The following is a 26,900-nucleotide window of genomic DNA, read 5'->3' as shown; positions in this document are numbered from 1 at the left end:
ACGTCATCAACGCCGACACTAGGGGAGTGGGATTACTTGCCAATGAAAGTGGACTTCAAAAAGCACATCGAAACCTACAAGGCTTCGCATGGCAGGTTTTCCGTGGTGACGGTTCCAGCCCTGCAGTTCCTCATGGTCGACGGTCATGGGGATCCGAACACCTCCCAGGACTACAGAGATGCGCTGGCAGCGCTCTATCCGGTTGCTTACAAGATGAAGTTCTTCAGCAAACAGGAGTTGGGTCGCGACTACACTGTGATGCCGCTGGAAGGCCTCTGGTGGGCGGAGGACATGGATACCTTCACAAGCGCCAGGGATAAATCACGCTGGGATTGGACCCTGCTGAATATGGTCCCGGATTGGCTCACCCAAGATCACTTCGAGGAAGCGCTCACGAGATCTACCTAAGCGACCCTCGCCGTACTGCATCGGAGAAACTCAAGACGATACTGCGGCAACCGGTCACGGTTGCAGGAACCGCCCGAGCTAGCCGGCAGTGATGCGGAACCACGCGACCACGGCCAAGACGCCCGCCACGAGGATGAGGCCTCCTGCCTGCAGCAGGGCCTGGTTCTTGCCCCGCGGGGCATAGGCGATGGCGGCCGCAGCGAGGCCGCCGGTGATCAGGCCACCCAAGTGGGCTTGCCAGGCGATGCTGGGGACAAAGAAGCCAATGGCGCCGTTGATGGCAATGAGGATCCACAGTTGTTTGGTTTCACCACCCCGATGACGCTGCACCACGAGCATGGCACCGAAGAGGCCGAAGATGGCGCCGGAAGCTCCCACAACACCAACCACGGGAAAGGTGGGAGTCAACAACAGATAGCCCACGGATCCGCCAACGGCAGAGAGCAGGTACACGGCCAGGAACCGGATCCGCCCGAGCAAAGGCTCAAGGGCTTGTCCGAAAATCCACAACGTGTACATGTTCAGAACGATGTGGAGCAGGAATCCTTGCGAATGAAGGAAAGCCGCCGTAAGCATCCGCCACGGCTCGCTGGCAGCCGCATAATTTGCGAATGCAAAATTCTGGAATACCGCGTCGCCAGGAACAATCCATTGAAGGATGTAAACCAGCACGCACAACCCGATGATCGTAAACGTCACCAAAGGCCGGCCGGTTGCCAAGGCACCGCCATAGGGAGAACGGTATGTCGGCGTCGTACGTTTTTGTTCGTTGACGCAATCAACACATTGGAACCCGACGGCGGCCGCCCGCTGGCACTCGGGGCACGCGGGGCGCCCACAGCGCTGGCACCGCACGTAGGAGGGCCTGTCCGGGTGCCTCGGGCACACCGGAATTGTGGCGGACGGCTCTGCCGACGGGATTCCGTAGCTCATGGGCTCTGAATCAGCCTGTTGTTAGAGCTGCTCGATATCGATGCTGTTGATGACGACGTCCTCAACCGGGCGGTCACCCATGCCGGTGCGGACGCCCTCAATGGCGTCAACAACCTTGCGGGATTCCTCGTCAGCTACTTCACCAAAGATGCTGTGCTTGCCGAACAGCCAATCGGTGTTGACCGTGGTGATGAAGAACTGTGACCCGTTGGTGCCCTTGCCCATCTGGATACCGGCGTTGGCCATGGCCAGCTTGTAGGGAGCGTTGAAGGTCAGCTCGGGGTGGATTTCGTCGTCGAACTTGTAGCCCGGTCCGCCAACACCGCGGCCCAGGGGATCGCCGGCCTGGATCATGAAGTCCTTGATGATGCGGTGGAAGATGGTGCCGTTGTAAAGGGGCGTGCCGGTCTTGTCTTCGCCGGTTTCGGGGTGCGTCCAGGACTTATCGCCCGTGGCCAGGCCAATGAAGTTGGCGACCGTCTTGGGGGCGTGGTTGCCGAAGAGGTCAACCTTGATGTCGCCGAGGCTCGTGTGGATCGTTGCTTTTGCGGTTGCGATGGTCATGGCCCCATTCTTTCATGCAGGGTCAACGCCGGCATGGCTGTAAAGCCGGTTCCGCGCTGGGTGAAATCCGGGAAGAATCCTGCAGATGAATAGCCGGTGTTCCTCAAGGCACGTAGGCTAGCTTCAAACGAGCATGTGTATCGGGAGGTAATTGTGAAGAAATCAGACCGTATTGCCCGCGACCTTGAACACTCCGTTGCGGCTGGTGTGGATAACGCCCGCGACTGGGCGGCGCCCCGCGTGGAAGCAGCCGTCAGTTGGGCTGTTCCCCGTATTCAGCACGGCATTGATACCGCTTCCCCCAAGATCCAAGAGGGACTGAAGTCGGCGGCGCACAACCTCGCCGACGGCGTGGCAACAGTTACGCCGCGGCTTCAGGATGGGCTGGCGCATCTCGCGCCAAAGATCCATGACGCTGTGGAAGACGCCACGCCCAGGATCCAGGAGACCCTTAACAAGGCAACTCCGGCCCTTGGACTCGCCCGGGACAAGGTAGTTGAGGAGTACCTGCCCAAGCTGTCCGAGCAGTTGGGCCAGGCTTCGGTAGCTGTTCATCACGTCCTTGAGAACGCACCCGCCCAAGTGGATGCCGTTGCGCAGAAACTGGTGGACTCAGGTGTGGTTCACAGCGTGCAGGAGCAGGCACAGGCCACCAGCAAGCAGATCAAGGCAGTGGCGGACCAAACCAGCAAGGCTGTTTCCCAGCAATTGGCTGTCCAGCAGAAGCCGAAGAAGCGCGGATGGCTGGTTGTCACAGTTATTGCAGCCGCGGTTGCTGCCGGTGTCGCTGCGTGGAAGGCCTCCAAGCCTGTGGAGGATCCTTGGAAGACGCCGGCTCCGGTCAATCCAACCCCTGCCCCTACGCCGGCTCCCGCAGACACTGCAGCATCAGCTACGGCAGCTACAACGGGTGCAACTCCACCAGCCGAATCCAAAGCGTCTGACATTACGCCCGAGGATGCCGCTGTCGAGGTGGAGCAGGCAACCAAGGATGCGTTCGAGAAGGGCAAGGATTCCACGGCCAACGTCGCTACGGATGCCAAGACCGCTGTCAGGAACATTGCGGCAAGCGGCCAAAAGGACAACGGCACTGCGTCCCCCTCCAAGGACCCGCAGCTCTAGAGATCTCATCGGCCTGCGTTCATAGAGGCCGTCATTGAAACATCATCTGAAGGGATCCCGGCCAGCCCGGGATCCCTTCAGTGTTTTCCAGCTTGTAACCAAACCATCCGCTGGGGACGCTCTGCCGGGTGTTAGATTTGAGGTGATGTCAGCCGATAGACCCGTTGCGGGTGCCCTCAAGGAAGTCCCCGAGCCTCCGGGGGTTTCAATCGTCATCCCGGCGTATAACGAGGAAAGCGTCATTCGCCAGTGCCTCATCGCGGCCATCTACCAATCTGTTCCTGCTGAAGAAATCATCGTGGTGGACAATCTCTCCACTGACCGCACCGCCAGGATCGTGCGCCAGATGCAGCAGGAATACCCGGAGAGCCCCATCATCCTTTTACGGCAGGACGGCACGCAGGGGCTGATTCCCACCCGCAACTTTGGCCTCAACAGCGCCAAAGGGGAGATCGTTGGGCGCATCGACGCCGATTCTGTCCTCGAACCTGACTGGGTTGAGCAGGTCCAGAAGGCCTTCATGGACCAGTCCGTGCAGGCGGCTACCGGACCTGTTGTCTACTACGACATGCCCATGCGCCGCTTTGGGCTCAAAGCTGATGACAAAATGCGCCAGCTGATGCTGCGATTGGCCAAGCACCAGTACCATTTCCTCTTCGGTTCCAACATGGCCCTCCGCCGTACCGCATGGGAGACCATCCGCGACGAAACGTGCCTCGATGAGAAGGATGAGATGCACGAGGACATCGACCTCTCACTGCACCTCGCTGAGCACGATCTCCACGTCCGGTACTGCCCACAGATGGTTTCCGGCATGTCGGCACGCCGACTTGAGGACTCTCCGCGGGACTACCGCTATTACGTCACCCGCTTCGACCGGACGTACAAGGCGCACAACGTTAAAAAGATGGCCCTGAAAGCGCCCATGGTGGTCTTCTTCTCGGTCTACTTCCCGGCCAAACTGCTGCGGGCCATTCACACGGCCAACGCGGCGCAGGGCATTCGACGCAGCAGCCTCTAAGCCCGCTCAGTCAGTGCCCAGCTCGGCCTCCCGCCGGTCTGCTTCGCCTTTGCCACGCCGTTGCCCCGCGACCACCACCGCGAGTCCAATAAGAATGAGCGCAAGGCCGGCGTATGTTCCGGCGGGCAGTGTCTCGTTCAGGAAGATCGCCGCCAGGATCGCCGCACCCGGAATTTCCAGCAGGATGATCATGGAAACCAGCAAGGGACTCATTGTGGCCAGCAAATGGTTGAAGGCGGTGTGCCCTACCAACTGTGCACACACGGTGATGGCGAGAATCCCAAGCCAACCTCCGGCGTCGAATCCTGCCAACGGTTGGCCACTGAGCAAAGCCAACCCGGCAACAATCGCGGCACACATTCCATAGCAGAGCGTGGTGTACGTGCCTGTTCCCATGGATTGGCGGGCCTTGCCGCCAGCCAAGGTATACAAGCCGGCCAGGGCTCCACCAGCCAGCGCCAGGACGTCGCCCAGCAGGGCCTGCGGCGAGGAGCCCATGTCGAATCCTGTAATGGCCACGACTCCGCCAAAGGCTATACCCAAGCCCACCAGAACCGGCCACCGGTGGCGCGCGCCCCTGAACAACTGGAAGACCGCGATCCATGCTGACTGGAGGCAGACCAAGGCAGTGGCTGCAGCCACGGAGGTCAGCTGCAGCGCCGTGATGAAGCAAGCGAAGTGAAAGGCCAGGGCGACGGCGGCAACCGTGGACCAGCCAAATTCGCGCCGGTTGATGTTCCCAAACTGTTTGGGCTCACGGATGGCGACCGGTGCGGCCATCACGACTGCGCCAATGGCGTTCCGCCAGAAGGCGATCGCCAACGCCGTCACTGACGTGGCACCCAAAGTGCCTGCGATCAGTGGTCCTGAGGAAGCCACGCCCAGGACTCCCAGCGCAGAAATGAGAAGGTTCACGGATCAACCTTAGTTTGGTGAGGCACCCGTCCTGCCCTCTATGTGCGGCGCGGACAGTGTGGTTGTCTTGATTCAACATTCCAGACAGCCGGTGACGGCTTTCCCAAGGGGACACCTGATTGAACACAACACCCGTCCGTGGTGGAGCTAGACGGAGACGATCAGTACTGCTGCTGATCGCAGTTGCGGCCCTGGCTGTCGCACTCGTCGTCACGGGCTGGCTTGTGGTTTCCCGGGAACGGCCCAGTGGCCAGGGGACGGGCAAGACCGAAGTCGCAAACGTCTTCCCGGTTCCTCAACATTTCCAGTCCGGAACGGGGGATCCCATCCCTCTGAACGGCCACGTTTACATCGTGGCTTCCCCTGGCACGGACCAAGCATCCATTGGCGCCCTCCAAGACCTGGTGGCAGTAGCCGGGGGTACTGCAGAAACTGTGCCGGCCCTGAACAGCCCCGCGGCCGGCAGTTCGGCCGTCTTCCTTGGCGCCGCAACAGATCCGGTAGTAAGCCCGGTACTCAAAGAGCTGGGGAAGGAAAGCGGTGCGGATAACCAGGACGCAGTCAACCGGGCCGAAGGCTACGCCATAGCTACCGGAAGAACTTCGGGGATTCCCGCGGCGGTACTCGCCGGAGCGGATGCCGACGGCGTTTTCCATGCGGTGCAGACCGCGCGCCAATTGCTCAAGGATGGCGCAATGGCGTCTGCCCGCATCAGTGATTGGCCGCTGATGGAAACCCGTGGCGTCATCGAAGGGTTTTACGGCACGCCGTGGTCCCATCAGGCACGTTTGGATGTCATCAAATTCGCAGGCCGCCAAAAAATGAACACCTTCATCTATTCCCCAAAAGATGATCCATTCTTGCGGGAGAAGTGGCGGGCACTGTACTCGGACGAGGACCTCAAGGAACTAAAGGAACTGGTGGATACCGCTACCGCCAACCACGTCCGCTTTACTTACGCACTGTCCCCGGGCATCGATAGTTGCTACTCCGCCGAGGCTGATCTCAACTTTGCAGTGACCAAGCTTGAATCGTTGTATTCGATCGGTGTCCGTGCGTTTGTGATCCCGCTTGACGACATTGCCACCAAGGTCCAGTGCGCACAAGACCTCAAGGACTTCGGTGCCGGTCAAGCCAATCTGGCCAAGGCGCAGGCTTCATTCCTGAATGACGTCAATGACCGGTTCATTTCGACAAAGCCGGACATCGAGCCCCTGCAAACGGTTCCCACCTTTTACAACGGTTCCGGGAGCAATCCTTACAAGAGGGAACTTGGCAGGTCATTGAACCCTGGAATCGTGGTCCAGTGGACCGGTGAAGACGTAGTCTCCCACAGGGTCAGCGCCGACTCAGCCAAGACTGCCCGGCTCTCCTACGGGAGCCCAGGTTCCCCACGGGACCTCGTCATTTGGGATAACTACCCCGTCAACGACTTTTCGCAGGACCACCTCTTCATGGCACCAGTGATCGGTCGCGACCCAGAGCTGTACAAATCAGTCCGCGGAATCGTGACCAATCCGATGATTGAGCCCTATCTGTCTTTTCCCGCCATCTTTAACTACGCCGATCTCTCATGGAATGGACCAGCGTACGATCCCGGCAAGTCCATGGACGCAGCCCTGAAACAGGTTTCCGGCCCGGATCCGGAGGTCCGCTCGGCCGTAAAGGCTTTCGTGGACCTGAACCAAGATTGGCAGGACGACGAGCTCACCCCGTCCGCTCCGGAGCTCCGGCGGGATATAGACCAGTTCTGGTCGAATTACGACGCCGGAAGGTCGCCTTCAGGCGACTTGAAGGCCCGAGCTGAGCTGCTGCAGAGGTTGCCGGAACTGTTACCCAAGATGGCAGTGCCGGGGTTCGCAGCGGACGCCACGCATTGGGCAACCGCGGCGGCCAATTACGGACGAGGAGTGGAAGAGGCCCTGATCATGCTCGAGGCCGCTAAGCGCGGGGATTCCTCGGCCGTGGCTGAAGCCCGCCGGAATGTCCAGGCCGCGTTGGCGGCCGCCGATGCCAAAACGCAGCCGACACTGGAGCTCGGGGTGGTGACTCCTGTGCTGGGGGATAGCGAACTGAAGGCTTTCCTGGAACGGGCTCTGAAGACAGTCCCGCCCAACTAGGTCGCAGCTGAGCGCGTTTTGAGCCGTCAAAACGCGCTCGGCTGCGACTCAGTTGGGAGCCCCAGGTGTGTGAATGGGTTAAATGCAAAAAGTCCCGGTCATTTCTGACCGGGACTTTCTTATGGTGGAGGCACGGGGACTCGAACCCCGAACCCCCTGCTTGCAAAGCAGGTGCGCTACCAATTGCGCCATGCCCCCATAAGAAGCAACCCGTCAATCATACCCCATGTCAGGACTGGCTTTTGCCAGTTCCAGGCCGGGCTCCGCGGCTAGTCGACCTTGTCGGTTGACTTGCTCCAGAGATCCTTCCGGGCTTCGGATTCCTGCGCCTTTTTATAGACCAGGACGCCTGCGACCGCCGCTGCGACTACTACCAGCAACTTCTTCACAAGCACCTCATTCCGGTTCAGTGTTACCTGAACCTGTTAGGTTCCGTGGGCGTACCAGGACTTGAACCTGGGACCTCTTCGTTATCAGCGAAGCGCTCTAACCGCCTGAGCTATACGCCCCGATGCCTCATCGGGCCGAGATATGACTGTACAGCACATCCCGGCCCGATCTCAAATCGAGGCATTCTGACCGCTGAATCTCACCGTTTTCGGCGTAAATCCGCGGTTTTTTGCTAGTCGTCCGTCAGGGTGACGCCGATGCCGCCAACCAACGTTGCCGAAATGTTATAGAGCACGGCAGAGAGCATCGACAGGGCGGTCAACAGAACTACGTTCACTACGGCAATAATCGTGGCGAAGGAGGCCACCTGACCGAGCGAAGCAATCTTCTTCAACTCGAAACCACTGCCTTCGGAACCGGCCAAGGTCCCCAGCAGGCTGTCCACCTGGTTGAAGATACCTGTGAGATCCAACACAGTCCACAGCACGATCGCGGCGACAACCGTGACGATGCCCAGCGCCACAGACAGCAGGAACGCCATCTTCAGTACCGACCACGGGTCAACCTTGCTGACAAGGAGGCGTGCACGGCGCACCTTGGCCTTGGGAGCCGGCTTTACAAGTCCCGGCCCACCCTGCGCGGGGCGCTGACCGGGCGCACCAGTCGGACGCTGCCCGGGTTGTGCGGGCCGTTGGCCGGGAGCTGCAGCAGGACGTTGTCCGGCTGAGGCGGGGCGCTGTCCAGGCGAGGCCGGACGTTGTCCAGGAGCTCCGGCACCGGCGGCGCCGGCTCCCGGGCGTTGCTGGGGCCTTGCAGGCGCTCCTGCCTGCGTGCTGCCCGAGGGCTGCCGGAGTCCGCCGGGGACACCTGTGCTCGGCTTGGGATATGAGTCGGAATTACTCACTCGTTACCTCCGGTGTTGTCTTCGTTCAGCTCCGCGCCCGTTTCTGTATCCGGGTCCGCGTCGTTTTCCGTTTCTGACGTGACGGTCGCCTCAGTGGCTCCGTCTTCTGCAGCCAACGTTACGTCATCGTCCTGTCCGTCCTCGGACTCTTCGCCTTCCAAACCGCGTTCGCTGTTGCGGGCGACCTCAATAATGCGGTCATTCTTGTCCGGCTTCGCAAAGATGACGCCCATGGTGTCACGGCCCTTGGCCGGGACGCCACTGACGGCAGAGCGAACCACCTTGCCGCCCTCCATGACCACCAGGACTTCATCTTCTTCCTGCACAATCAAGGCGCCGACAAGGTCACCACGATCCTCCGCGAGCTTCGCCACCTTGATGCCAAGGCCGCCACGGCCCTGCAGTCGGTACTCATCCACGGCGGTCCGCTTCGCGTAGCCGCCCTCGGTCACGATGAAAACGAACGAGCCGTCCTGGATCACATCTGCGGCCAGCAGTTCGTCATCTTCACGGAACTTCATACCCGTCACACCGGATGTTGCCCGGCCCATGGGACGAAGTGCATCGTCGGTGGCGGTGAACCGGATGGACTGGCCCTTGCGTGACACCAGCAGGAGGTCATCAGTTTCACTGACCAACTGTGCAGAGACGAGCTCGTCACCGTCGCGCAGGTTGATGGCGATGACACCGGCTGTGCGGTTGGTGTCATAGTCCTCAAGCCTGGTCTTCTTGACCAAACCATTCTTGGTTGCAAGCACCAGATAGGGAGCCTGATGGTAATCGCGGAGATCCAGCACCTGTGCGATGTGCTCGTCTGGCTGGAATGCCAACAGGTTTGCTACGTGCTGTCCCTTGGCGTCGCGTCCGGCTTCTGCGAGTTCGTAAGCCTTGGCACGGTACACGCGGCCCAGGTTGGTGAAGAACAACAGCCAGTGGTGCGTGGTGGTCACAAAGAAGTGCTCCACGACGTCGTCGCCGCGCAACTGTGCACCCTTGATGCCCTTTCCGCCACGCTGCTGGGAGCGGTAGTTGTCGCTGCGTGTGCGCTTGACGTAACCACCGCGGGTAATGGTGACGACCATTTCCTCTTCAGGGATCAGGTCCTCCATGGACATGTCCCCATCGAAGCCCATGAGAATGTGCGTGCGGCGGTCATCGCCATGCTTTGCAACGATCTCAGCAAGTTCCTCGCTGATGATCTGGCGCTGACGCTCTTCCGAAGCCAAAATCGCGTTGTACTCCTCGATCATGGCTTCGAGTTCGGAGTGACGGTCCTGGATCTTCTGGCGTTCCAAGGCAGCCAAACGGCGCAGCTGCATGTCCAGGATGGCGCGGGCCTGGAGTTCATCGATCTCCAGGAGCTCCATGAGTCCCTCGCGGGCCGCTTCCGTTGTGTTGGATGCACGAATAAGAGCGATAACCTCATCCAGCATGTCCAGTGCCTTCAGGAGTGCACGCAGGATGTGCGCTTCTTCCTCAGCCTTGCGCAAGCGGTAACGGGTCCGACGGGCGATGACATCCATCTGGTGGTTCACCCAGTGCCGGATAAAGGCGTCCAGGCTCAAGGTGCGGGGAACGCCGTCGACGATTGCCAGCATGTTCGCTGAGAAGTTGTCCTGAAGCTGGGTGTGCTTGTACAGGTTGTTCAGGACGACCTTGGCCACAGCATCGCGCTTCAGCACGATCACGAGGCGCTGGCCAGTACGGCCCGAGGTTTCATCGCGGAGGTCCGCGATGCCTTGGATCTTGCCATCCTTGACCAGTTCGGCGATCTTGATGGCCAGGTTGTCCGGGTTTGCCTGATAAGGCAGTTCGGTGACCACCAGGCAGGTGCGGCCCTGTAGTTCTTCCACGTTGACCACTGCGCGCATGGTGATGGAGCCGCGACCGGTGCGGTAGGCGTCCTCGATGCCCTTGTGGCCCAGAATGGTGGCACCCGTGGGGAAGTCCGGTCCCTTGATCCGCAGCAGAAGCGCTTCGAGGAGTTCCTCGCGTGAAGCCGTGGGGTTGTCCAGGGCCCACTGCACGCCCTCTGCAACCTCGCGCAGGTTGTGCGGCGGAATGTTGGTAGCCATACCTACGGCGATACCGGAGGAACCATTCACCAGGAGGTTCGGGAAACGCGCCGGCAGGATGGTAGGTTCCTGGTTCTTGCCGTCGTAGTTGTCCTGGAAATCGACGGTTTCTTCGTCGATGTCGCGGACCATTTCCATGGCCAGTTGGGCCATCTTGGTTTCGGTATAACGGGGAGCAGCCGCGCCGTCGTTGCCGGGGGAACCGAAGTTGCCTTGGCCCAGCGCCAGCGGGTAGCGCATGGTCCAGTCCTGGATCAAGCGGACCAGGGCGTCGTAGATCGCCATATCACCGTGAGGGTGATAGGTACCCATGACATCACCCACAACACGGGCGCACTTGTTGAAAGAGCGGTCAGGACGGTAGCCGCCGTCGAACATCGCGTACAAAACGCGGCGGTGCACCGGCTTGAGGCCGTCGCGGACGTCCGGGAGGGCGCGTCCTACGATAACGGCCATGGCGTAGTCCAGGTAGGAGCGCTGCATTTCAGTCTGCAGGTCCACCTGCTCCACGCGGTCAGTCAGAACTTCGCCTTCAAGGATGAGGTCGTCGACGCTGGGTTCCGCCGGGACTTCGGGAGTTTCGTCACTCATAATCTAAGTTTTCCGTTTCAGGTATATGTCAGTTCTGGAATATCTACAGCCTTGTGAGGCACTAGATGTCCAGGAACCTGACGTCCTTGGCGTTCTGCTGGATGAAGTTACGGCGCGATTCGACGTCCTCGCCCATCAGTACCGAGAAGGTCTGATCGGCAGCCAGGGCATCGTCCATAGTGACTTGCAAGAGAGTGCGGCGATCTGGATCCATGGTGGTATCCCACAACTCGGTGTAGTCCATTTCACCGAGACCCTTGTAACGCTGGATTCCGTTGTCCTTGGGAAGGCGCTTGTTCATGGCCGCACCCTTACGGATGGTGTCGTCGCGTTCGCGATCGCTGTAGACATAGTCATGGGCGGCGTTGGACCACTTGATACGGTACAGCGGCGGTTGCGCAAGGTAGACGTAGCCGTTCTCGATCAGCGGGCGCATGTAGCGGAACAGCAGCGTCATCAAAAGCGTGGTGATGTGCTGGCCGTCAACATCGGCGTCTGCCATCAAAACGATCTTGTGATAGCGCAGCTTCGCGATGTCGAAGTCTTCGCCAATGCCGGTGCCGAAGGCTGTAATCATGGACTGGACTTCGGTATTACCGAGCGCCTTGTCCAGGCGTGCGCGTTCCACGTTGAGGATCTTGCCTCGCAACGGCAGGATCGCTTGAGTTTCCGGGTTGCGGCCCCGCTTGGCCGAGCCACCTGCGGAATCACCCTCCACCAGGTAGACCTCACAACGCGAAGGATCCTTGGAGGAGCAGTCGGACAACTTGCCGGGCATGCCGAAGGATTCCAGCGGGCTCTTGCGCCGGGCATTATCGCGAGCCTTGCGGGCAGCCATACGTGCCTGGGCAGCGGAAATGGCCTTCCGGATGACGTCGCGGGCGGGACCGGGGTTACGCTCCAACCAGTCGCCGAGCTGGTCCGTGACAACCCGCTGGACGAAGCCCTTGACCTCTGAGTTGCCCAGCTTGGTCTTGGTCTGGCCTTCAAACTGCGGCTCGGAAAGCTTGACCGAGATGACGGCCGTCAGACCTTCACGGATGTCATCACCGGTAAGGTTGTCTTCTTTTTCCTTGATGATGCTTTTCTCCCGCGCATAGCGGTTGATCAGCGAGGTCATCGCGGCGCGGAAACCCTCTTCGTGGGTTCCACCCTCGTGGGTGTTGATGGTGTTCGCGTAGGTGTGGACGCTTTCGGAGTACGCGGTTGTCCACTGCATGGCGACCTCGACGGCGATGTGCCGCTCAGTGTCTTCAGTTTCGAAAGCGATGACGTCCTCATGGACGATCTCCACCTTCTTGCTCGAGTTCAGGTGCTTGACGTAGTCCAGCAGGCCGTCCGGGTACTGGTAGACGACCGTGCGGTGCTCGGCAGCAACTTCGCCTTCGGTAGCGACGGCATCGAGATCAAGATCATCTTCACCCTCCCGGGCGGCGGGACGTTCGTCAGTCAGGGTGATTCGCAGGCCCTTGTTGAGGAAGGCCATCTGCTGGAAGCGCGCGCGAAGCGTCTCGAAGTCGAATTCGGTGCTCTCGAAGATGGTGCCGTCAGGATAGAACGTCTGTGTAGTCCCTGTTTGGTCCGTCTCTTCTCCCTTGACGAGTCCGCCCTGGGGCTTGCCGCCGTCGGCGAATGACATACGCCATACGTGACCCTGCCGCCGGACTTCAGTATTCACGCGGCGGGACAGCGCATTCACCACGGAGATACCCACGCCGTGAAGACCACCGGAAACCGCGTAACCGCCGCCGCCAAACTTACCGCCGGCGTGCAGGATGGTCATCACGACTTCGACGGTGGGCTTGCCCTCGGTGGGGTGGATGTCAACGGGGATGCCGCGGCCGTCGTCAACAACCTGGACGCCGCCGTCGGCACGGAGCGTGACTTCAATATGGGTGCAGAATCCGGCCAGAGCTTCATCGACAGAGTTATCCACCACTTCATAGACCAAGTGGTGCAAACCGCGCGGACCGGTGGAACCGATGTACATACCGGGACGCTTGCGTACCGCTTCAAGGCCCTCCAGGACAGTGATGTCGCTGGCACCGTACTCCCGGGGGGTTTCCGCGGGCGTGTCAGGCTTGGGAACAGTGTCCTCGTCGGGCTCTACTGCCAAGGTCTCTGCATTGTCGTTAGCCACAGGCGCTTTCGACTCCTCTGTATTCGATGACGGCCGTTCCCGTTGAAGGCCGCGGCAAACCGAGGCCTTCAACGAGCACGTGACTGATTGCGCCGTTTACTCCGACGAAGGGGGTCCTGGAAGCCATGAAAGTGCTTCCAGGACCCCGACGACGTTTCACCGGCGCTCAGTGATCTACGCCAATTCTATCGTGGAAATGCGCGAATCCTTGCAAATACGGGGGCAGCCGAGAGCTGAATATGCCTATGGGAGGCCACTGGGCCTATCTGAAACGGCCCTATGGTGGTCCTGATGGGGGCCTATACGACTCGGGGGCGTTGAAACGCCCTGCACGCCGTTCAGCCGTACGTGTCCCGGGGTCCCCGACCGTTGACGCTGCGCCCACCCTTGCGCCAACTTGGCGCAGACGGACCGAGTACGTGGATGCTGGTCACCACACCTTCCCCGAGTTCATTCCGGAACATCTCAAGCAGGCTTGTACTCAGCAATCGCAGTTGAGTTGCCCATGCCGTGGAGTCGCAACGGACGTGAAGTGTGGTGTCAGTAAAGCTCTCCGGCGTGCAGTGTGCAGAAATGTCCGCGCCCACCAACGTTTCCCATTCGGCCATGACCGAGCCAACGGCCACGGGCGATGTCCACCCACGTTCCGCCACCAACCGGCCGACGACTTTCCCCAGGCCCAACGGGTCACGTCCGGTCCCATGGAACTGGGTAAAACCCCTGGTGTCGCGAAGGCCCTTGCGTTTAGGCGCGGATCCGGGACGGGGAGCGCGCTGCCTGACTTCGCCTCTGGCTGCTGCGGCTTCCCGCATACGGTTCAGCGCGGCTTGGGCAGCATCGATTTCGTCCGGATCGCGGCCGGGTTGAAGTCCGTCGGGGCTATCCTTCGCCATCGATGCCTCCCGGAACAACGGTTATACGCCGCCCGGCCAGCTCCTCGGGAACAACGGTTATACGCCGCCCGGCCAGCTCCTCGGGAATATCGGCGTCGACGGCGGCCGTGACCAGTACCTGTTCGGCGCCGGCCACTATTGCTGCCAGTTTACGCCTGCGCTGGACATCGAGTTCGGCAAAGACATCGTCAAGAATGAGGATCGGCGCAGTGCCTCCGGTGCGGGCATCATCGAGCATGACGTAGTAGGAAGCGAGGCGCAGCGACAAGCACATTGACCACGTTTCACCGTGCGAAGCGTAGCCCTTGGCAGGTGCTTGGCCGAGCACGAGCTCCAATTCGTCCCGGTGCGGGCCCACCAGGGAGATGCCCCGCTCGAGTTCCTTCTTGCGGGATGCGGCGAAAGCATGGACGTAGCGCTCGGTGAGTTCGTCCACCGACAACAGCCTGAGGTCCTCGCCCGACGCCGAAGGTTCCGTTGGGCGATCGGCCGGACCGCCGTCGTCGTCCAGTACGCCCTGGATGGTTGAGCGGTACACCGCGCCGGCATCTTTTGAACCGTCAGTGAGCTGCGCGTAAGCACTGTTCAGGTGCGGGCGGAGCCGTTCCACAAGTTCCAGCCGCGCATGCAGGAGTTCGGCACCAGCGCGGGCCATATGCTGGTCCCAAACATCCAGCGTTGCCTCATGGCCTGCGGTAAATTTTCCGGTCCGCGCGGATTTCAGCAGGGCGTTGCGTTGCTTCAACACTCTGTCGTAGTCGCTGCGGGTAGCAGCATGGCGGGGAATCAAGCTGACCAGGAGCTCATCAAGGAAGCGCCTGCGGTTGGAAGGATCGCCCTTGACCAGCGCCAAATCCTCAGGTGCAAACAGGACGGTCTGGCAGATGCCCAGGATGTCCCTTGCGCGGACTGGGTTTCCTCGATTAATCCGGCCGCGGTTTGCCCGACCTGCATTAATTTCCACCTCAATAACCGTGGACTGCTCGCCGCGGATCAGCTTGGCCCTGATCATTGCGCGTTCCGCGCCGAAGCGAAGGAGTGGAGCATCGGTGCTGACGCGGTGCGAGCTCAGGGTTGCCAAATATCCGATGGCTTCCATGAGGTTGGTCTTACCGATCCCGTTCGAACCCACCAGGACAGTGACCCCGGGGCCAAGCTTCAGGTCAACCTGGGCGTAGCTGCGGAAATCGGTCAGCGAAAGATGTTCAAGATACACGCCGTCTGCTGGACTCCTGCGGCCTAGTTGGACGGACGTGTGGCGTGTCCGCCGAACTGGTGGCGCAACGCTGAAACCATCTTCATGGCCGGAGAGTTGTCTTCGCGCGAAGCGAACCGGGCGAAGAGTGCTGCGGTGATTGCCGGCGCCGGGACAGCATTGGCAATTGCCTCTTCCACAGTCCATCGGCCTTCGCCGGAGTCTTCCACGTAGTCGTCGATCGAGGCCAGGCCCGGATCTTCGTCGAGTGCTTTGACCATGAGATCAAGCAGCCAGGAGCGCACGACCGTTCCTTTTTGCCAGGCGCGGAAGGTTCCGGGAAGGTCCTTCACGATGTCCTTGGCTGCGAGTAATTCGTAACCCTCGGCATAGGCCTGCATGAGCCCATACTCGATACCGTTGTGCACCATTTTGGCGTAATGGCCGGCGCCGACTCCGCCGACGTGGACGAAGCTATCTGCTCGTTCCCCTTCGGGGCGCAGGGCATCGAAGACGGGCAACGCCAGCTCGATGTCTTCGTCAGCGCCTCCAGCCATCAGGCCATAACCGTTCTGCAATCCCCACACACCACCGGATACACCGCAGTCCGCGAAGCGGATGCCCTTCTCGGCTAATGCGGCAGCGTGCTTCTGGTCCTCGGTGAAACGTGAGTTGCCGCCGTCGATCACCAAATCACCAGGGTTGAGCTTTTCGCCAAGTTCGGTGATTACCGCATCTGTGATCTCGCCCGATGGAACCATGACCCATACGAGCTTCGGGGAGGGCAGGGCAACGATGAGTTCGTCCACGGAAGCGACGTCCGTGACATCGGGATTCCGGTCAAACCCGGTTACTTCAATACCGCCGTTCCGCATGCGTTCCCGCATGTTGAAACCCATTTTTCCGAGGCCGATCAGTCCGATGTGCACGGGGTGAACTCTTTTCTGCGCTGGTGGATACGTGGCTGATCGCTAGTTTGGCAGGCGAACCGGCATCACGAGGTAGCGGTAATCGTCCTGGTCTTCGCCATCAGCTTCAGCCTGGGCCGTGATCATGGCCGGCTTGGGAGCGGTGGTAAACGAGAAACGAACGTACTTCGTCTCGATGACGCTCAGGCCTTCAACCAGGTAGTGCGGATTGAAGGCGACAGTGATGTCCTCGCCTGATAGCTGGGCTTCCAGTTCCTCGGACGCCTGCGCATCTTCGCCGGTACCGGCGTCGAGGTTCAGTAACCCCTGGCTGAACGCCAGACGGACCGGTGTGTTGCGCTCAGCCACGAGAGACACACGACGAACCGCTTCAACGAGTTCCTGTGCTTGGACCGTTGCGTGGATCGGGGTGGAGTCAGGGAAGAGCGAGCGGATCTTGGGGTAGTCGCCATCCACCAGCAAGGACGTGGTGGTGCGGCCTCCGCTTTCGAAGCCGATCAGGCGGCTGTCGTCGTCAGCGAGGGCAAGGTTGATGTCACCACTGCCACCGAGGGTCTTTGCCACCTCGTTCAGCGTCTTGGATTTGACCAGGGCGCTGGTGGAAATGCCCGGAGTGACGGGCTTCCAGGGGACTTCGCGCATCGCGAGGCGGTAGCGGTCCGTAGCGAGGAGGGTGATCATGTCATCCTCAATTTCCATGCGCACGCCGGTGAGGATCGGCAGGGTGTCGTCCTTGCTGGCAGCGATGATCACCTGGGAAACAGCCTGTGCGAAAGCGTCACCTGGCAAGGTGCCACTGATGGCTGGCAATGCCGGAAGAGCCGGGTATTCGGCCTCAGGCATTGTAGCCAGGTGGAAACTGCTTCGGCGGCAGGTGAGGGTGACTTTGCTCCCGTCAGTCTCAACTTCCACGGGGGCCGAAGGCAGGCTGCGGCAAATGTCTGCCAAGAGACGCCCGGACACCAGAATGGTGCCTTCTGTGGCGATATCCGCCGGGATCTCAAGGCGCGCCGACGTCTCGTAGTCAAAGCTCGAAAGGCTTACTGTTCCGGCCTCGGCTTTGAGGAGGAGGCCGGAAAGCACAGGTACTGGCGGCCGCGGAGACAACGACCGCGCGGTCCACGTAACGGCTTCTGCCAGGACGTCGCGGTCGACTCTGAACTTCACGGAAGGGTGCCGCCTTTCATTGCTGCTGCCAAGTAGTAGCTGCGGATTCCTGCTTGGAACCCACCAAACCTTTGCTGTCCGGTACCGGAACCTGCATGGTCCGCACTCAAGCGAACTACAAACAGACCCAAGGATGGGAGCGCTGCTGACAGCTTAGCCGGAAGATCCGCGATTAACCCATCCCCGGCAGCACTCACCCCTCGTATGTGGACAGCCGCAGGCTGGCCGATGATCTGGTTGATCGGTCTGTCGGTGGCAGGCCGATGGGGCGCAGAACGAGATTGTTATTTGAGGGATTTCAATTTTTTGGGATTCGTAGTGTTAATAACTGCTGTGGAAACTGTGGATAACCCGATCTCGCCGCGTCGTTTCGCGGTTAAGCCCTGTTCACGGATTGTGCGTTAACTGGGTTTTAAACAGGGTGTGGATGGGGACAACTCCCAAGCCGGTTTTTGACGATCCACAGATGCCTTAAGGGTTTTAAGCCCATTAACCGCGCTTGTCCCCTTAAGTATCCACAGGGTTATCCACATGCACCTGTTAATAAGGTATGTAGTGCGCGGCAGGATGTGGATTCAGGAGTCCCGCTGCTGCTGCTTGATGCGGTTTGTGAGCTCCGTGACCTGGTTGTAAATCACACGGCGCTCGGCCATCAGCTCACGGATCTTGCGGTCGGCGTGGATGACCGTGGTGTGGTCGCGTCCGCCAAGCTCCTGTCCGATCTTCGGCAAGGACATGTCGGTGAGCTCACGGCACAAGTACATGGCGATCTGTCGCGCAGTGACGAGGGTTCGCGTACGGGACTTGCTGCAAAGCTCTTCCATGCTGAGCTTGAAGTAGTCAGCGGTCTGGTCCAGGATCTGCTTCGCCGTGATCTCTTGGGCGCCGTCGTCGGTGATGAGGTCCTTGAGGACCATCTCGGCGAGGGCCACATCCACCGGCTGTCGGTTCAGGCTGGCAAAAGCAGTAACGCGGATCAGGGCACCTTCAAGTTCCCGGATGTTGCTGGAGATCTTGGAAGCGATGTACTCCAGGGCGTCGTCCGGTGCCGACAATCCCTCGCTGAGGCCCTTCTTGCGGAGGATGGCAATACGGGTTTCCAGTTCAGGCGGCTGGATATCCGTCAGCAGGCCCCACTCGAAACGGGAGGTCATCCGGTCTTCGAAGCCCGCCAGCATCTTGGGAGGCTGGTCGGAGGTAATGACCACCTGCTTGTTGGCGTTATGCAGGGCGTTGAACGTGTGGAAGAACTCCTCCTGGGTCCGGTCTTTGCCCGCCAGGAACTGGATGTCGTCGATCAGCAGCACATCCACGTTTCGATACGTGGTCTTGAAGCTGGTGCCTTCGTCATCGCGGATCGAGTTGATGAAGTCGTTGGTGAACTCTTCGGAGTTGACGTAGCGTACGCGGATTCCGCTGTAGAGGCGGCGGGCATAATGGCCGATCGCGTGAAGAAGGTGCGTCTTGCCGAGCCCGGAGTCGCCGTAGATGAACAGCGGGTTGTATGCCTTGGCAGGGGCCTCGGCTACGGCAACAGCGGCCGCGTGGGCAAAGCGGTTCGAGGAACCGATCACGAAGGTGTCGAAGATGTACTTCGGGTTCAGCCGGCCGAATTCATGCGAGGTGCTCGGCGGTGTCGGCTGGGGCTTCGGCTCCGCGGCAAGGTCCGGCATCGCGGAAAGTTCGACGGCGGGTTCCGGCTCTTCGTGGATGGGCACCAGATCGGTGTCGACGTCGATCGCGCAACGGATGTCATCGGAAAAAACGCTGCGCAGGGCGTCGTCAAGGGCGTCCTTGACCTGCGTTTGCAGGACTTCGCGGGTGAGCTCGTTGGGAACAGCTACCAGAAGCGTCGAGCCGATGAGGCCTTGGGCCTGGGCGAGGATGACGAAACCGCGCTGGCGGGGTGTGACCCGGTCGTCCTGTTCCAGAAGGCTCAGCACCCTGCGCCAGGAACTTCCGACAGTATTGGCGTGGTTGGCTTCGTCTACTGTCATCAATCAGTTCCTAAATACTTGCTTGCCGGCGTCGCTGGCAGCCGAAGTGTCTCCGACTGGCGATGTTTCCGGGGTTAATCCACAGAGTTATGCACAGCGGGTGGACAATGGGCTACTGAGCCACTCTAGGGGATGGAATCGCTAGAAGATAGCTGGGAAGTTGCTTGTGGATAATTACACCGTTGTGGTTCTGATTTCGGCCTTGTGAGCCACTTCATCCACAGGCTGTGCAGCATCCTTTGGCACAGCTGTGGATAGCTGCAGGAATGGCTCCCGGTTTGACTGGGGGTGCCTTTTTGCCCTAACGTTGTGAAGTCCTTTGTGTCCGCTTTTGTGATCAGTTGCATCGACGTACGTTTATCGTGCGGCAGGCAACGGCGGCAGGCACATACAAAACTTAGCGTCGGCCAGTTCTTCCCCTTTTGATCGGGTGGGCGCACCTTTGATCCACTGGAGTAACTAACGTGAGCAAGCGGACTTTTCAGCCGAATAACCGCCGTCGGGCCAAGAAGCACGGCTTCCGCCTTCGTATGCGCACCCGTGCCGGCCGCGCCATCCTGGCTGCACGTCGCGGCAAGGGCCGCGTCGAACTGTCGGCGTAAATAACTGACTTGTCGGTAAGGGTCTTTTTGCGGGTTCGACGGTGCTAGCCACCCCTAACCGTCTGCGGACGTCTACCGACTTTTCAACAACTGTACGTTCCGGCGTCCGCAATGGACGCCGGAACTTAGTGTTATATACGGCCCCTATCGGGGCCGCGGAGCCGAGTCGAATCGGCTTCATTGTCTCCAAAGCCGTCGGGAACGCCGTGACCAGGAACCTCGTTAAGAGGAGACTGAGAGAAGCAGGCGCACTGTCCTTGCACACGCATGGAACGGGCCTGGCGGTCGTGGTCCGTGCGTTGCCCGCAGCTGCATCTGCCAGCTGGGAGCAACTGCTCTCGGACTACAACGCCGCATTGGCAGTGACGACGAAGCGACTGGGTGGATCCGTTCCACGCAGCGCTTCGCCAGACCACAACGGCACCACAAGGGAAGGGACACCGCGTGCATGACATAAGCACCGCCGTCGTTCCTTCCTCAGGTGACCCCKCTGGTTTTRGCGACCCCGCYGGCAAGRTTCCCCAYGGGAGCCTGTTGGCAGCGGTTGGCAAGTTCATGTGGGACCTGCCCCGAAATATCCTGATTCTCCTGCTGAAGACATACCGCAAGGTCATCTCGTCCCTGTACGGCCAGGTTTGCCGGTTCTTTCCGTCCTGCTCGGCATATGCCCTGGAAGCGGTGACGGTGCACGGTGCCGTAAAGGGTAGCTGGCTCGCAGCCAAGAGGCTCGCCAAATGCCATCCTTGGAATGCCGGTGGAGTGGACCATGTTCCCGCCGGCCATCGTCATTGGCCCGAAGGCCAGACGCCCACAATTGTTGTACTGAACAACCCGGACCAGTTCCTGGCTGCTCAGGCTGATGAAGAAGGCCGCACTGCGGCCTGAGGAAAATAGGGATATTTTATGGATGACTTCTTTGGGACAATCATGTTCCCGTTCAAGTGGTTGGTATCAGTCATCATGGTTGGCTTCCATGACGGGCTGAGCTTCCTTGGCATGCCCGCCGCCAACGGCTGGACGTGGACCCTCTCCATCATTGGCCTGGTGTTGGTGATCCGTGCCGCCCTGATTCCCGTCTTCGTCAAGCAGATCAAGGCCCAGCGCGGCATGCAGCTGCTGCAGCCTGACTTGAAGAAGCTGCAGACCAAATACAAGGGCAAGACCGATCAGCTCTCCCGCCAGGCCATGGCACAGGAGCAGATGGCCCTGTACAAGAAGCACGGCACCAACCCGTTCTCCGCATGTCTGCCCATGCTGATCCAGATGCCCTTCTTCTTCGCCCTGTTCCAGGTGCTGTCTGGTATTTCGACTGCCAAGAACGCCGGACAAGGCATTGGTGCGCTGAGCCACGAGCAGGTTATCGAATTCGATCAGTCGAGCATCTTCGGTGCGCCGCTGTCTGCATCGTTGCTCCACGGTGGGGTACCTGGCACGGAGGTTGCCGTCTGGACCCTCTCCATCATCATGATCCTCGCCATGACAGCCTCGCAGTTCATCACGCAGAAGCAGATCATGGCCAAGAACATGTCCGAAGAAGCATTGGCCAGCCCGTTCATGCGCCAGCAGAAGATGATGCTCTACATCCTGCCGCTCGTGTTCGGTATCGGTGGTATCAACTTCCCCATCGGTGTCCTGATCTACTGGACCACCACCAACCTCTGGACCATGGGTCAGCAATTCTTCGTTATCCGCCGCATGCCCACTCCGGGCTCGCCTGCCGCCAGGGCACTGGAAGAGCGCCGCGCCGCGAAGGGCCTGCCGCCGCTGCTGGGTGGCAAGAGGAAGGACGACGACGACGCCGAGGCTGCCGCGGCTGCCGCTGCGGCCGAAATCAGGGCCCAGCGCGTTCAGCCACAACGTAAGAACAGGAAGAAGAAGTAATGTCTGCTGAGAGCACTGAAGATGTAACTGCCGCCGAGACTGAAGAGCAGGACGACACGCAGGAAGAGTCGCTGTCCAAGACGGCCAGCCGCCTCGAAGAGGAAGGCGACATTGCTGCCGACTACCTCGAGGAACTTCTTGATATCGCTGACATTGATGGCGACATTGACATTGAGGTCCGGAACGGCCGTACGTACATCTCCATCGGAACTGACGAAGAGTCCGCTGCTTTGGACAGCCTCGTAGGTCGGGACGGCGAAGTCCTCGAAGCCCTGCAGGAACTGACTCGTCTGTCCGTCCTTTCGGCGACTGAAAGCCGGTCCCGCTTGGTATTGGACATCAACGGTTACCGCAAGGAACGTGCCGGGGTACTTCAGCAGATCGCTGAGGACGCCGTTGCCAAGGTCAAGGAATCCGGCGGGACCGTTGCACTGGAGCCAATGAGCGCCTATGAGCGCAAGATCGTTCACGATGCCGTCGCTGATCTCGGATTCGTCTCCGAATCCGAGGGCGAGGGCGCTGGCCGCCACATCGTGGTCTCGGCTGACTAGCGGCTCATGGTTGAAATTACGGCAACTGAACTGCAGGCAGCAGAGAAGATCTTTGGGGATCGCCTGGATCTCGCCAAGCGCTATGTAGAACATCTGGCCACGTCCGGAACTGAACGTGGGCTGATCGGTCCTCGTGAGATCCCGCGCTTGTGGAGCCGCCACGTCCTGAACTGTGCAGTCATCGAGTCAGCCATTGCCATGGACAGCCACGTGGCAGACGTCGGATCCGGTGCCGGGCTTCCTGGCCTGTGCCTTGCAATTGCCCGCCCAGACCTTGAACTGACCCTGATTGAACCTCTGGAGCGTCGAGTCATCTGGCTTCAGGAAGTCGTGGACGACCTCGGCCTGGACAATGTGACAATCATGCGAACCCGCGCTGAACTGGCTGTGGGATTGGTGGATGCGGACGTCGTTACGGCACGGGCAGTTTCCGCTCTTTCCAACCTGGCTGGGCTTACTATCCCCCTGCTGAATGGCAAGGGGGAGGTTGTCGCGATCAAGGGTCGCAGCGCTGCCGAAGAAATTGAGAAGGCCAAGAAGGTCATCCGTAAACTTGGCGGCGTGGAAACGTCCGTTGTGGTTTGTGGACAGGAGCTTTTGGAGGAACCCACCACCGTGGTGAGGATCATCGTCAACAAGCCCGGAAAGACGGGTTAGTCACCGCCCGGTTTCCCGCGTGTCGGCGGCTGAGCAGTTAGGCTAGAGAACGGCAGCAAGCGCCGAATGAGAGTGAGAGTGTGACCAGTGGGCAGTAGCGAAACCTCCACGCAACGGATCCCCCCCTTTATGTCCCTGGGGTCCGCGCGGGCCATGGCCACACCCTCGGCGTCACTTCAATCCGCTATTGTGCGAACGAATTCAGTTGATAATGCTGCCGTTTCACGTGAAACGCTGACGGATGAGGTTCACAACGTGATGGACTCCATCGATGATTCGAGCCCTATCGCTCGCCAACTGGCCAACGAAACACGCCGACGCGAGCGGCTGATTGGACGTGAACTCCCTAAACCTGATCGGACCCGGATTTTCACGGTCTCCAATCAGAAGGGTGGCGTTGGCAAGACGACTACCACCGTCAACATTGCCGCTGCTCTGGCATCTGCAGGACTCAACGTCCTGGTCATTGACATTGATCCCCAGGGAAATGCCTCTACAGCTTTGGGCATTGAGCACCACGCAGATGTGGACAGCATCTACGACGTCCTGATCAACGACCTTCCGCTGAAAGATGTAGTGGCTCCGTGCCCTGACATTCCCAACCTCATCTGCGCCCCAGCGACGATCCACCTGGCCGGCGCGGAAATCGAGTTGGTTTCATTGGTGGCCCGTGAACAGAGGCTTCGCCGCGCCATAGACGTCTACTCAAAAGAGCGGGAGAAAAACGGTGAGGGACGTTTGGACTTCATCTTTATCGACTGCCCACCCAGCCTGGGTCTGTTGACTGTCAATGCATTCTGCGCCGCCAGCGAAGTTCTCATTCCCATCCAGTGCGAGTACTACGCCCTGGAGGGCTTGAGTCAACTCCTGAAGAATATTGAGATGATCCAGAAGCACCTCAACGCTGACCTGGTGGTTTCGACTATTCTCCTGACCATGTATGACGGCCGAACCAACCTCGCAGCACAGGTTGCGTCTGAGGTCCGCCAACATTTCCCCGAGCAGGTTCTGAGCGCCGTGGTCCCCCGCTCGGTACGTATCTCTGAAGCGCCGAGCTACCAGCAGACTGTCATGACCTATGATCCTTCATCGAGCGGCGCGTTGTCCTACATGGAAGYCGCTGCCGAAATCGCTGAACGCTAGAATTCTTGAAACACTGCAACAGCCTGGGCGGGTCCGCACTCGGCAATTCCATCGGAGGGATGAATCAATGAGCGAAAAGCGAAGGGGCCTCGGCAGGGGTCTTGGGGCTCTCATTCCTAGCTCACCCGCGGGTGCCCAGGGAAACGGCGCTGCGCCCTCCCGCCCAGTGGACCTGTTCTTTCCGGAAGCGCGTAAGACAGCAGAGCCGCTGGAAGCGCCCGATGCTACGGCTCCCACAGCTACTGCCGACTCCGGGATGTCGAGCGTAGCTAGTGGTTCTCCTACCGGCGCTGCGAAGGAAGCATCCCCATCCGGCGAGGCGAAGCACGCCGCGCCCAAGCCAGCTACAAAGCGCTCTTCGTCTGCTTCGGTGAAGACGAGTGGTGCGGAGACGAGTTCGACGGCGTCTTCCGCCCCTGCTGCTCGCACTGCAGCTACTCCGCCCGAGGTGGAGTTGGTTGAGGTTCCAGGAGCGAGGTTCGCTGAAATACCGGTGACGGACATTCATCCCAACCGTAAGCAGCCTCGATCTGTCTTCGATGAAGACGACATGGCCGAGCTGGTGCACTCCGTCAAGGAAATCGGTGTCCTTCAGCCAATTGTTGTACGTACTTCAACCGAAAAGGGTGGAGAACCGTACGAACTGGTCATGGGTGAGCGACGTTGGCGTGCAGTTCAGGCCGCTGGGCTGGAAACAATCCCGGCGATCGTTCGTGACACCACTGACGACGACCTTCTTCGAGACGCGTTGCTGGAGAACCTGCACCGTAGCCAGTTGAACCCGTTGGAAGAGGCAGCCGCCTACCAGCAGCTCCTGGAAGACTTTGGAACTACCCATGAGCAACTGGCCGACCGCATCGGTCGCTCCCGTCCTCAGGTATCGAATACGCTGCGACTTTTGAAGCTTCCGCCGTTGGTGCAGCGCCGTGTGGCAGCCAGCGTCTTGTCAGCCGGCCACGCCCGTGCTCTCTTGGCGTTGCCTGACGCGGCCGCCATGGAGCGTCTTGCTCAGAAGATCGTTGCTGAAGGTATGTCTGTCCGGGCCACTGAAGAAGCCGTAGCTCTGTACCAGGACCCCACCGCGCCAGCCAAGAGTGCTATTCCCAAGCCCAACGCGAGGCACGAGCGCCTGGACTACCTGGCGTCGTCGCTTTCCGACCGCTTGGATACGAACGTGAAGATCACGTTGGGTGCTCGCAAGGGCCGCGTTAGCATCGAATTCGCGAGCGTAGAGGATCTCAACCGCATCATGGATGTTTTGGGACCGGGCTCTGAAGACTAGTTTTCCCGACCAACTGAATGGGGTTTGCCATGTGGGCAGACCCCATTTTTGTGCCCCGGAGCTTTGTGTTCCGAAGCGCTTGTCCTTCTCAATGCTAAGTTGTTAGGTCTTCGGTAGGCAGGCCGCCCTTCCGAGTGCGTGGTTTCACGTGAAACTATGTTCTCCCAGGGCTTCAGAATGCTATTTTTCTGTGCGCTTTTATAGCGTTCGACGTTGTGGATAAAAAGACACATCTCTTCTTGCTCCGGTAAGTCTGCCGCGCACGAGCCGCAATCACTCCAGCGCGGCAACGGAGAAGGGAGTCCGTGTTCGATGGGTTCCGTTCATGAGCATATCCGCGCATTGAACCAACAGGGTTTATAACCTCGTTTTGGCCGCCAAGCTGCTGGAGTCGGAATCCGCGTGGAGGCACATCTCCAAAACATTCGAGGCCGGTACCGAAGCTGTTTTCCAGCGGCTTTTGAAAGGACGCCGCATCCCGCAGCACCCGACTGCCTGATGATGAGGGATGTTTCACGTGAAACTGGGACGTCGCATACCCTCGAACAGCCTTCGCCTTGCAGGTACGTATTGCGGCTGGTTCGGACTTCCATGGCTGGACTTCTTCCTGTTGGGAGGAGGTTGCTTGAACTAGCCCGCTCCGCGCTAAAAGGAAAGTGAGCGATTTGATGTGGCGTGGGACGTTGAGTGTTCCACTCCGGCACGACCGGGAGAAGGTCTAAAGCGGTCGCGCTTCTGACGCGGAGGTGTAGAAACAGTCCGTGGTCTGGATTTCGTTGGAATGAGATTGAGCTCATGTCTCCGAGTAACTGAATGCACTACTTTGGCCCTTTGCAGTCTTTTCTCGTGGCACGGTGTCATTCCGATGCTCGCTTGGGGCCGCATGACCCGCTGGTCACGGTTTCCGGTCATCGTTTCACGTGAAACACTGCGAAGGCGCGTAGCAACTTCGCGATCGAAAGGGAGGGACATCGATTGTTTCACGTGAAATGCCCCGTTGTCTCAACTGGACCGAAGGAGCAGAGCATGGACTGGTGGATACGGAGAGTGCAACTAGGCAAGATGGAATTACAAGTCTGTAATTCGCGATGGTGTAGCGCGAACTCCCACTAGGGTCTGCCGACGAGCATCAAGCCCAGTACTCCCCATCACTCCAACGATCTCCATACCAGGAAGGGAAGTCAGTCGGGCTTTGGAGTCAGTTGATGTGGGAGGTAGATCCGGGCCTATGAAGCGGACCGGCCACGCCACGGCTGGACGTACGTCCTAGCGGTGCTTGTTGGTTGTGGGTATGGGAGCGACGGACCGGCGTGAGATGCAACGGCTTAGTGGCGGCATCTTGAGTCCGATAGACCATTGTCCCAATGTCTGGTGGTGTTCGATCGGTTCGAGCATCGTAAACTGAACGTTCTCGTGTAGC

Annotated in this window: 23 protein-coding genes, 2 tRNA genes and 1 pseudogene; 12 read left to right on the top strand and 14 right to left on the bottom strand. The window is 59.7% G+C overall.

Annotated elements, in window-relative coordinates:
• Positions 1-42 precede the first annotated feature (42 nt).
• Positions 43-500, top strand: a pseudogene (locus AC1DCM_RS05360) (GyrI-like domain-containing protein).
• Here the strand turns inward: AC1DCM_RS05360 and AC1DCM_RS05355 are convergent.
• Together AC1DCM_RS05355 and AC1DCM_RS05350 are read right to left on the bottom strand one after the other, a co-directional pair.
• Positions 487-1,341, bottom strand: coding sequence for a rhomboid family intramembrane serine protease (locus AC1DCM_RS05355; RefSeq protein ID WP_477517564.1), 855 nt, complete (start codon positions 1,339-1,341; stop codon positions 487-489). The pseudogene AC1DCM_RS05360 and the gene AC1DCM_RS05355 overlap by 14 nt on opposite strands.
• 21 nt (positions 1,342-1,362) lie before the next feature.
• Positions 1,363-1,905 (bottom strand): peptidylprolyl isomerase, encoded by a 543-nt coding sequence (locus AC1DCM_RS05350; protein ID WP_477517563.1) that lies wholly within the window; start codon positions 1,903-1,905, stop codon positions 1,363-1,365.
• A 153-nt stretch (positions 1,906-2,058) separates the two neighbouring features.
• Here AC1DCM_RS05350 and AC1DCM_RS05345 point away from each other — a divergent pair, with 153 nt between their 5' ends.
• Together AC1DCM_RS05345 and AC1DCM_RS05340 are read left to right on the top strand one after the other, a co-directional pair.
• A complete protein-coding gene (locus tag AC1DCM_RS05345; protein WP_477517562.1) occupies positions 2,059-3,027 on the top strand; it encodes a hypothetical protein in 969 nt (322 codons plus the stop codon).
• Positions 3,028-3,172: 145 nt separating this feature from the next.
• Complete coding sequence (locus AC1DCM_RS05340) at positions 3,173-4,048, top strand: glycosyltransferase family 2 protein (RefSeq protein WP_442005244.1); 876 nt, start codon at positions 3,173-3,175, stop codon at positions 4,046-4,048.
• Between the two features lie 6 nt (positions 4,049-4,054).
• Here the strand turns inward: AC1DCM_RS05340 and AC1DCM_RS05335 are convergent, their stop codons facing one another.
• Positions 4,055-4,963: a DMT family transporter gene (locus tag AC1DCM_RS05335; RefSeq protein WP_477517561.1), complete on the bottom strand. Its 909-nt coding sequence runs from the start codon at positions 4,961-4,963 to the stop codon at positions 4,055-4,057.
• A 119-nt stretch (positions 4,964-5,082) separates the two neighbouring features.
• On the opposite strand from AC1DCM_RS05335, the gene AC1DCM_RS05330 reads away from it, so the two are divergent.
• A complete protein-coding gene (locus tag AC1DCM_RS05330; RefSeq protein WP_477517560.1) occupies positions 5,083-7,083 on the top strand; it encodes a beta-N-acetylhexosaminidase family protein in 2,001 nt (666 codons plus the stop codon).
• A gap of 122 nt (positions 7,084-7,205) precedes the next feature.
• Here AC1DCM_RS05330 and AC1DCM_RS05325 read toward each other — a convergent pair.
• The 11 genes from AC1DCM_RS05325 to dnaA form a co-directional block, all read right to left on the bottom strand.
• Positions 7,206-7,281: transfer RNA gene (locus AC1DCM_RS05325), tRNA-Ala, on the bottom strand.
• Between the two features lie 71 nt (positions 7,282-7,352).
• Positions 7,353-7,472: a DLW-39 family protein gene (locus AC1DCM_RS05320; protein WP_216924378.1), complete on the bottom strand. Its 120-nt coding sequence runs from the start codon at positions 7,470-7,472 to the stop codon at positions 7,353-7,355.
• Positions 7,473-7,518: 46 nt separating this feature from the next.
• Positions 7,519-7,592: transfer RNA gene (locus tag AC1DCM_RS05315), tRNA-Ile, on the bottom strand.
• A 113-nt stretch (positions 7,593-7,705) separates the two neighbouring features.
• Positions 7,706-8,377, bottom strand: coding sequence for a DUF3566 domain-containing protein (locus AC1DCM_RS05310; protein WP_477517559.1), 672 nt, complete (start codon positions 8,375-8,377; stop codon positions 7,706-7,708).
• Complete coding sequence (gene gyrA, locus AC1DCM_RS05305) at positions 8,374-11,043, bottom strand: DNA gyrase subunit A (RefSeq protein WP_477517558.1); 2,670 nt, start codon at positions 11,041-11,043, stop codon at positions 8,374-8,376. The genes AC1DCM_RS05310 and gyrA overlap by 4 nt, the downstream gene beginning before the upstream one ends.
• A 61-nt stretch (positions 11,044-11,104) precedes the next feature.
• Positions 11,105-13,183 (bottom strand): DNA topoisomerase (ATP-hydrolyzing) subunit B, encoded by a 2,079-nt coding sequence (gene gyrB, locus AC1DCM_RS05300; protein WP_477517557.1) that lies wholly within the window; start codon positions 13,181-13,183, stop codon positions 11,105-11,107.
• Positions 13,184-13,521: 338 nt separating this feature from the next.
• Entirely contained in the window at positions 13,522-14,076 is a 555-nt protein-coding gene (locus AC1DCM_RS05295; RefSeq protein WP_224094502.1) for a DciA family protein, read from the bottom strand.
• Entirely contained in the window at positions 14,063-15,292 is a 1,230-nt protein-coding gene (gene recF / locus AC1DCM_RS05290; protein WP_477517556.1) for a DNA replication/repair protein RecF, read from the bottom strand. The genes AC1DCM_RS05295 and recF overlap by 14 nt, the downstream gene beginning before the upstream one ends.
• Positions 15,293-15,315: 23 nt before the next feature.
• The gene (gene gnd / locus AC1DCM_RS05285; protein ID WP_477517555.1) at positions 15,316-16,200 is read right to left on the bottom strand and encodes a phosphogluconate dehydrogenase (NAD(+)-dependent, decarboxylating); all 885 of its coding nucleotides are present in this window, start codon (positions 16,198-16,200) and stop codon (positions 15,316-15,318) included.
• 42 nt (positions 16,201-16,242) lie between these two features.
• Entirely contained in the window at positions 16,243-17,367 is a 1,125-nt protein-coding gene (gene dnaN, locus AC1DCM_RS05280; protein WP_477517554.1) for a DNA polymerase III subunit beta, read from the bottom strand.
• A gap of 575 nt (positions 17,368-17,942) precedes the next feature.
• Positions 17,943-19,364 carry a chromosomal replication initiator protein DnaA gene (gene dnaA, locus AC1DCM_RS05275; RefSeq protein WP_431117351.1) on the bottom strand — a complete coding sequence of 474 codons (1,422 nt, stop codon included), beginning with the start codon at positions 19,362-19,364 and terminating at the stop codon, positions 17,943-17,945.
• Between the two features lie 464 nt (positions 19,365-19,828).
• On the opposite strand from dnaA, the gene rpmH reads away from it, so the two are divergent.
• From rpmH to AC1DCM_RS05235, 8 genes are all read left to right on the top strand, one after another.
• Positions 19,829-19,966: a 50S ribosomal protein L34 gene (gene rpmH, locus AC1DCM_RS05270; protein WP_011776797.1), complete on the top strand. Its 138-nt coding sequence runs from the start codon at positions 19,829-19,831 to the stop codon at positions 19,964-19,966.
• A 41-nt stretch (positions 19,967-20,007) separates the two neighbouring features.
• Entirely contained in the window at positions 20,008-20,418 is a 411-nt protein-coding gene (rnpA, locus tag AC1DCM_RS05265; RefSeq protein ID WP_442005253.1) for a ribonuclease P protein component, read from the top strand.
• Between the two features lie 103 nt (positions 20,419-20,521).
• On the top strand, positions 20,522-20,851 hold the full coding sequence (gene yidD, locus AC1DCM_RS05260; protein ID WP_477517630.1) for a membrane protein insertion efficiency factor YidD: 330 nt from the start codon (positions 20,522-20,524) through the stop codon (positions 20,849-20,851).
• A gap of 18 nt (positions 20,852-20,869) precedes the next feature.
• The gene (yidC, locus tag AC1DCM_RS05255; protein ID WP_477517553.1) at positions 20,870-21,847 is read left to right on the top strand and encodes a membrane protein insertase YidC; all 978 of its coding nucleotides are present in this window, start codon (positions 20,870-20,872) and stop codon (positions 21,845-21,847) included.
• Positions 21,847-22,398, top strand: coding sequence for a Jag family protein (locus AC1DCM_RS05250; RefSeq protein WP_309930416.1), 552 nt, complete (start codon positions 21,847-21,849; stop codon positions 22,396-22,398). The genes yidC and AC1DCM_RS05250 overlap by 1 nt, the downstream gene beginning before the upstream one ends.
• A gap of 6 nt (positions 22,399-22,404) precedes the next feature.
• Positions 22,405-23,055 carry a 16S rRNA (guanine(527)-N(7))-methyltransferase RsmG gene (gene rsmG, locus AC1DCM_RS05245; RefSeq protein ID WP_442005256.1) on the top strand — a complete coding sequence of 217 codons (651 nt, stop codon included), beginning with the start codon at positions 22,405-22,407 and terminating at the stop codon, positions 23,053-23,055.
• Positions 23,056-23,184: 129 nt separating this feature from the next.
• Positions 23,185-24,198, top strand: coding sequence for a ParA family protein (locus AC1DCM_RS05240; protein WP_477517552.1), 1,014 nt, complete (start codon positions 23,185-23,187; stop codon positions 24,196-24,198).
• A 67-nt stretch (positions 24,199-24,265) separates the two neighbouring features.
• A complete protein-coding gene (locus AC1DCM_RS05235) occupies positions 24,266-25,480 on the top strand; it encodes a ParB/RepB/Spo0J family partition protein (RefSeq protein ID WP_442019001.1) in 1,215 nt (404 codons plus the stop codon).
• Positions 25,481-26,900: the final 1,420 nt, after the last annotated feature.

It is taken from the genome of Paenarthrobacter sp. 10N417, from assembly GCF_056394745.1.
Note: the sequence above shows the minus strand (reverse complement) of the source record. Positions and strands in the feature narration are given on the sequence as shown.

What these genes read in the sequence shown, in the direction of transcription:
- rsmG (WP_442005256.1), top strand. Translation starts at nt 22,405, where the DNA reads ATGGTTGAAATTACGGCAACTGAACTGCAGGCAGCAGAGAAGATCTTT.
- AC1DCM_RS05340 (WP_442005244.1), top strand. Translation starts at nt 3,173, where the DNA reads ATGTCAGCCGATAGACCCGTTGCGGGTGCCCTCAAGGAAGTCCCCGAG.
- AC1DCM_RS05250 (WP_309930416.1), top strand. Translation starts at nt 21,847, where the DNA reads ATGTCTGCTGAGAGCACTGAAGATGTAACTGCCGCCGAGACTGAAGAG.
- AC1DCM_RS05350 (WP_477517563.1), bottom strand. Translation starts at nt 1,905, where the DNA reads ATGACCATCGCAACCGCAAAAGCAACGATCCACACGAGCCTCGGCGAC.
- AC1DCM_RS05295 (WP_224094502.1), bottom strand. Translation starts at nt 14,076, where the DNA reads ATGGCGAAGGATAGCCCCGACGGACTTCAACCCGGCCGCGATCCGGAC.
- yidC (WP_477517553.1), top strand. Translation starts at nt 20,870, where the DNA reads ATGGATGACTTCTTTGGGACAATCATGTTCCCGTTCAAGTGGTTGGTA.
- AC1DCM_RS05355 (WP_477517564.1), bottom strand. Translation starts at nt 1,341, where the DNA reads ATGAGCTACGGAATCCCGTCGGCAGAGCCGTCCGCCACAATTCCGGTG.
- dnaA (WP_431117351.1), bottom strand. Translation starts at nt 19,364, where the DNA reads ATGACAGTAGACGAAGCCAACCACGCCAATACTGTCGGAAGTTCCTGG.
- gyrA (WP_477517558.1), bottom strand. Translation starts at nt 11,043, where the DNA reads ATGAGTGACGAAACTCCCGAAGTCCCGGCGGAACCCAGCGTCGACGAC.
- yidD (WP_477517630.1), top strand. Translation starts at nt 20,522, where the DNA reads ATGTGGGACCTGCCCCGAAATATCCTGATTCTCCTGCTGAAGACATAC.
- AC1DCM_RS05235 (WP_442019001.1), top strand. Translation starts at nt 24,266, where the DNA reads ATGAGCGAAAAGCGAAGGGGCCTCGGCAGGGGTCTTGGGGCTCTCATT.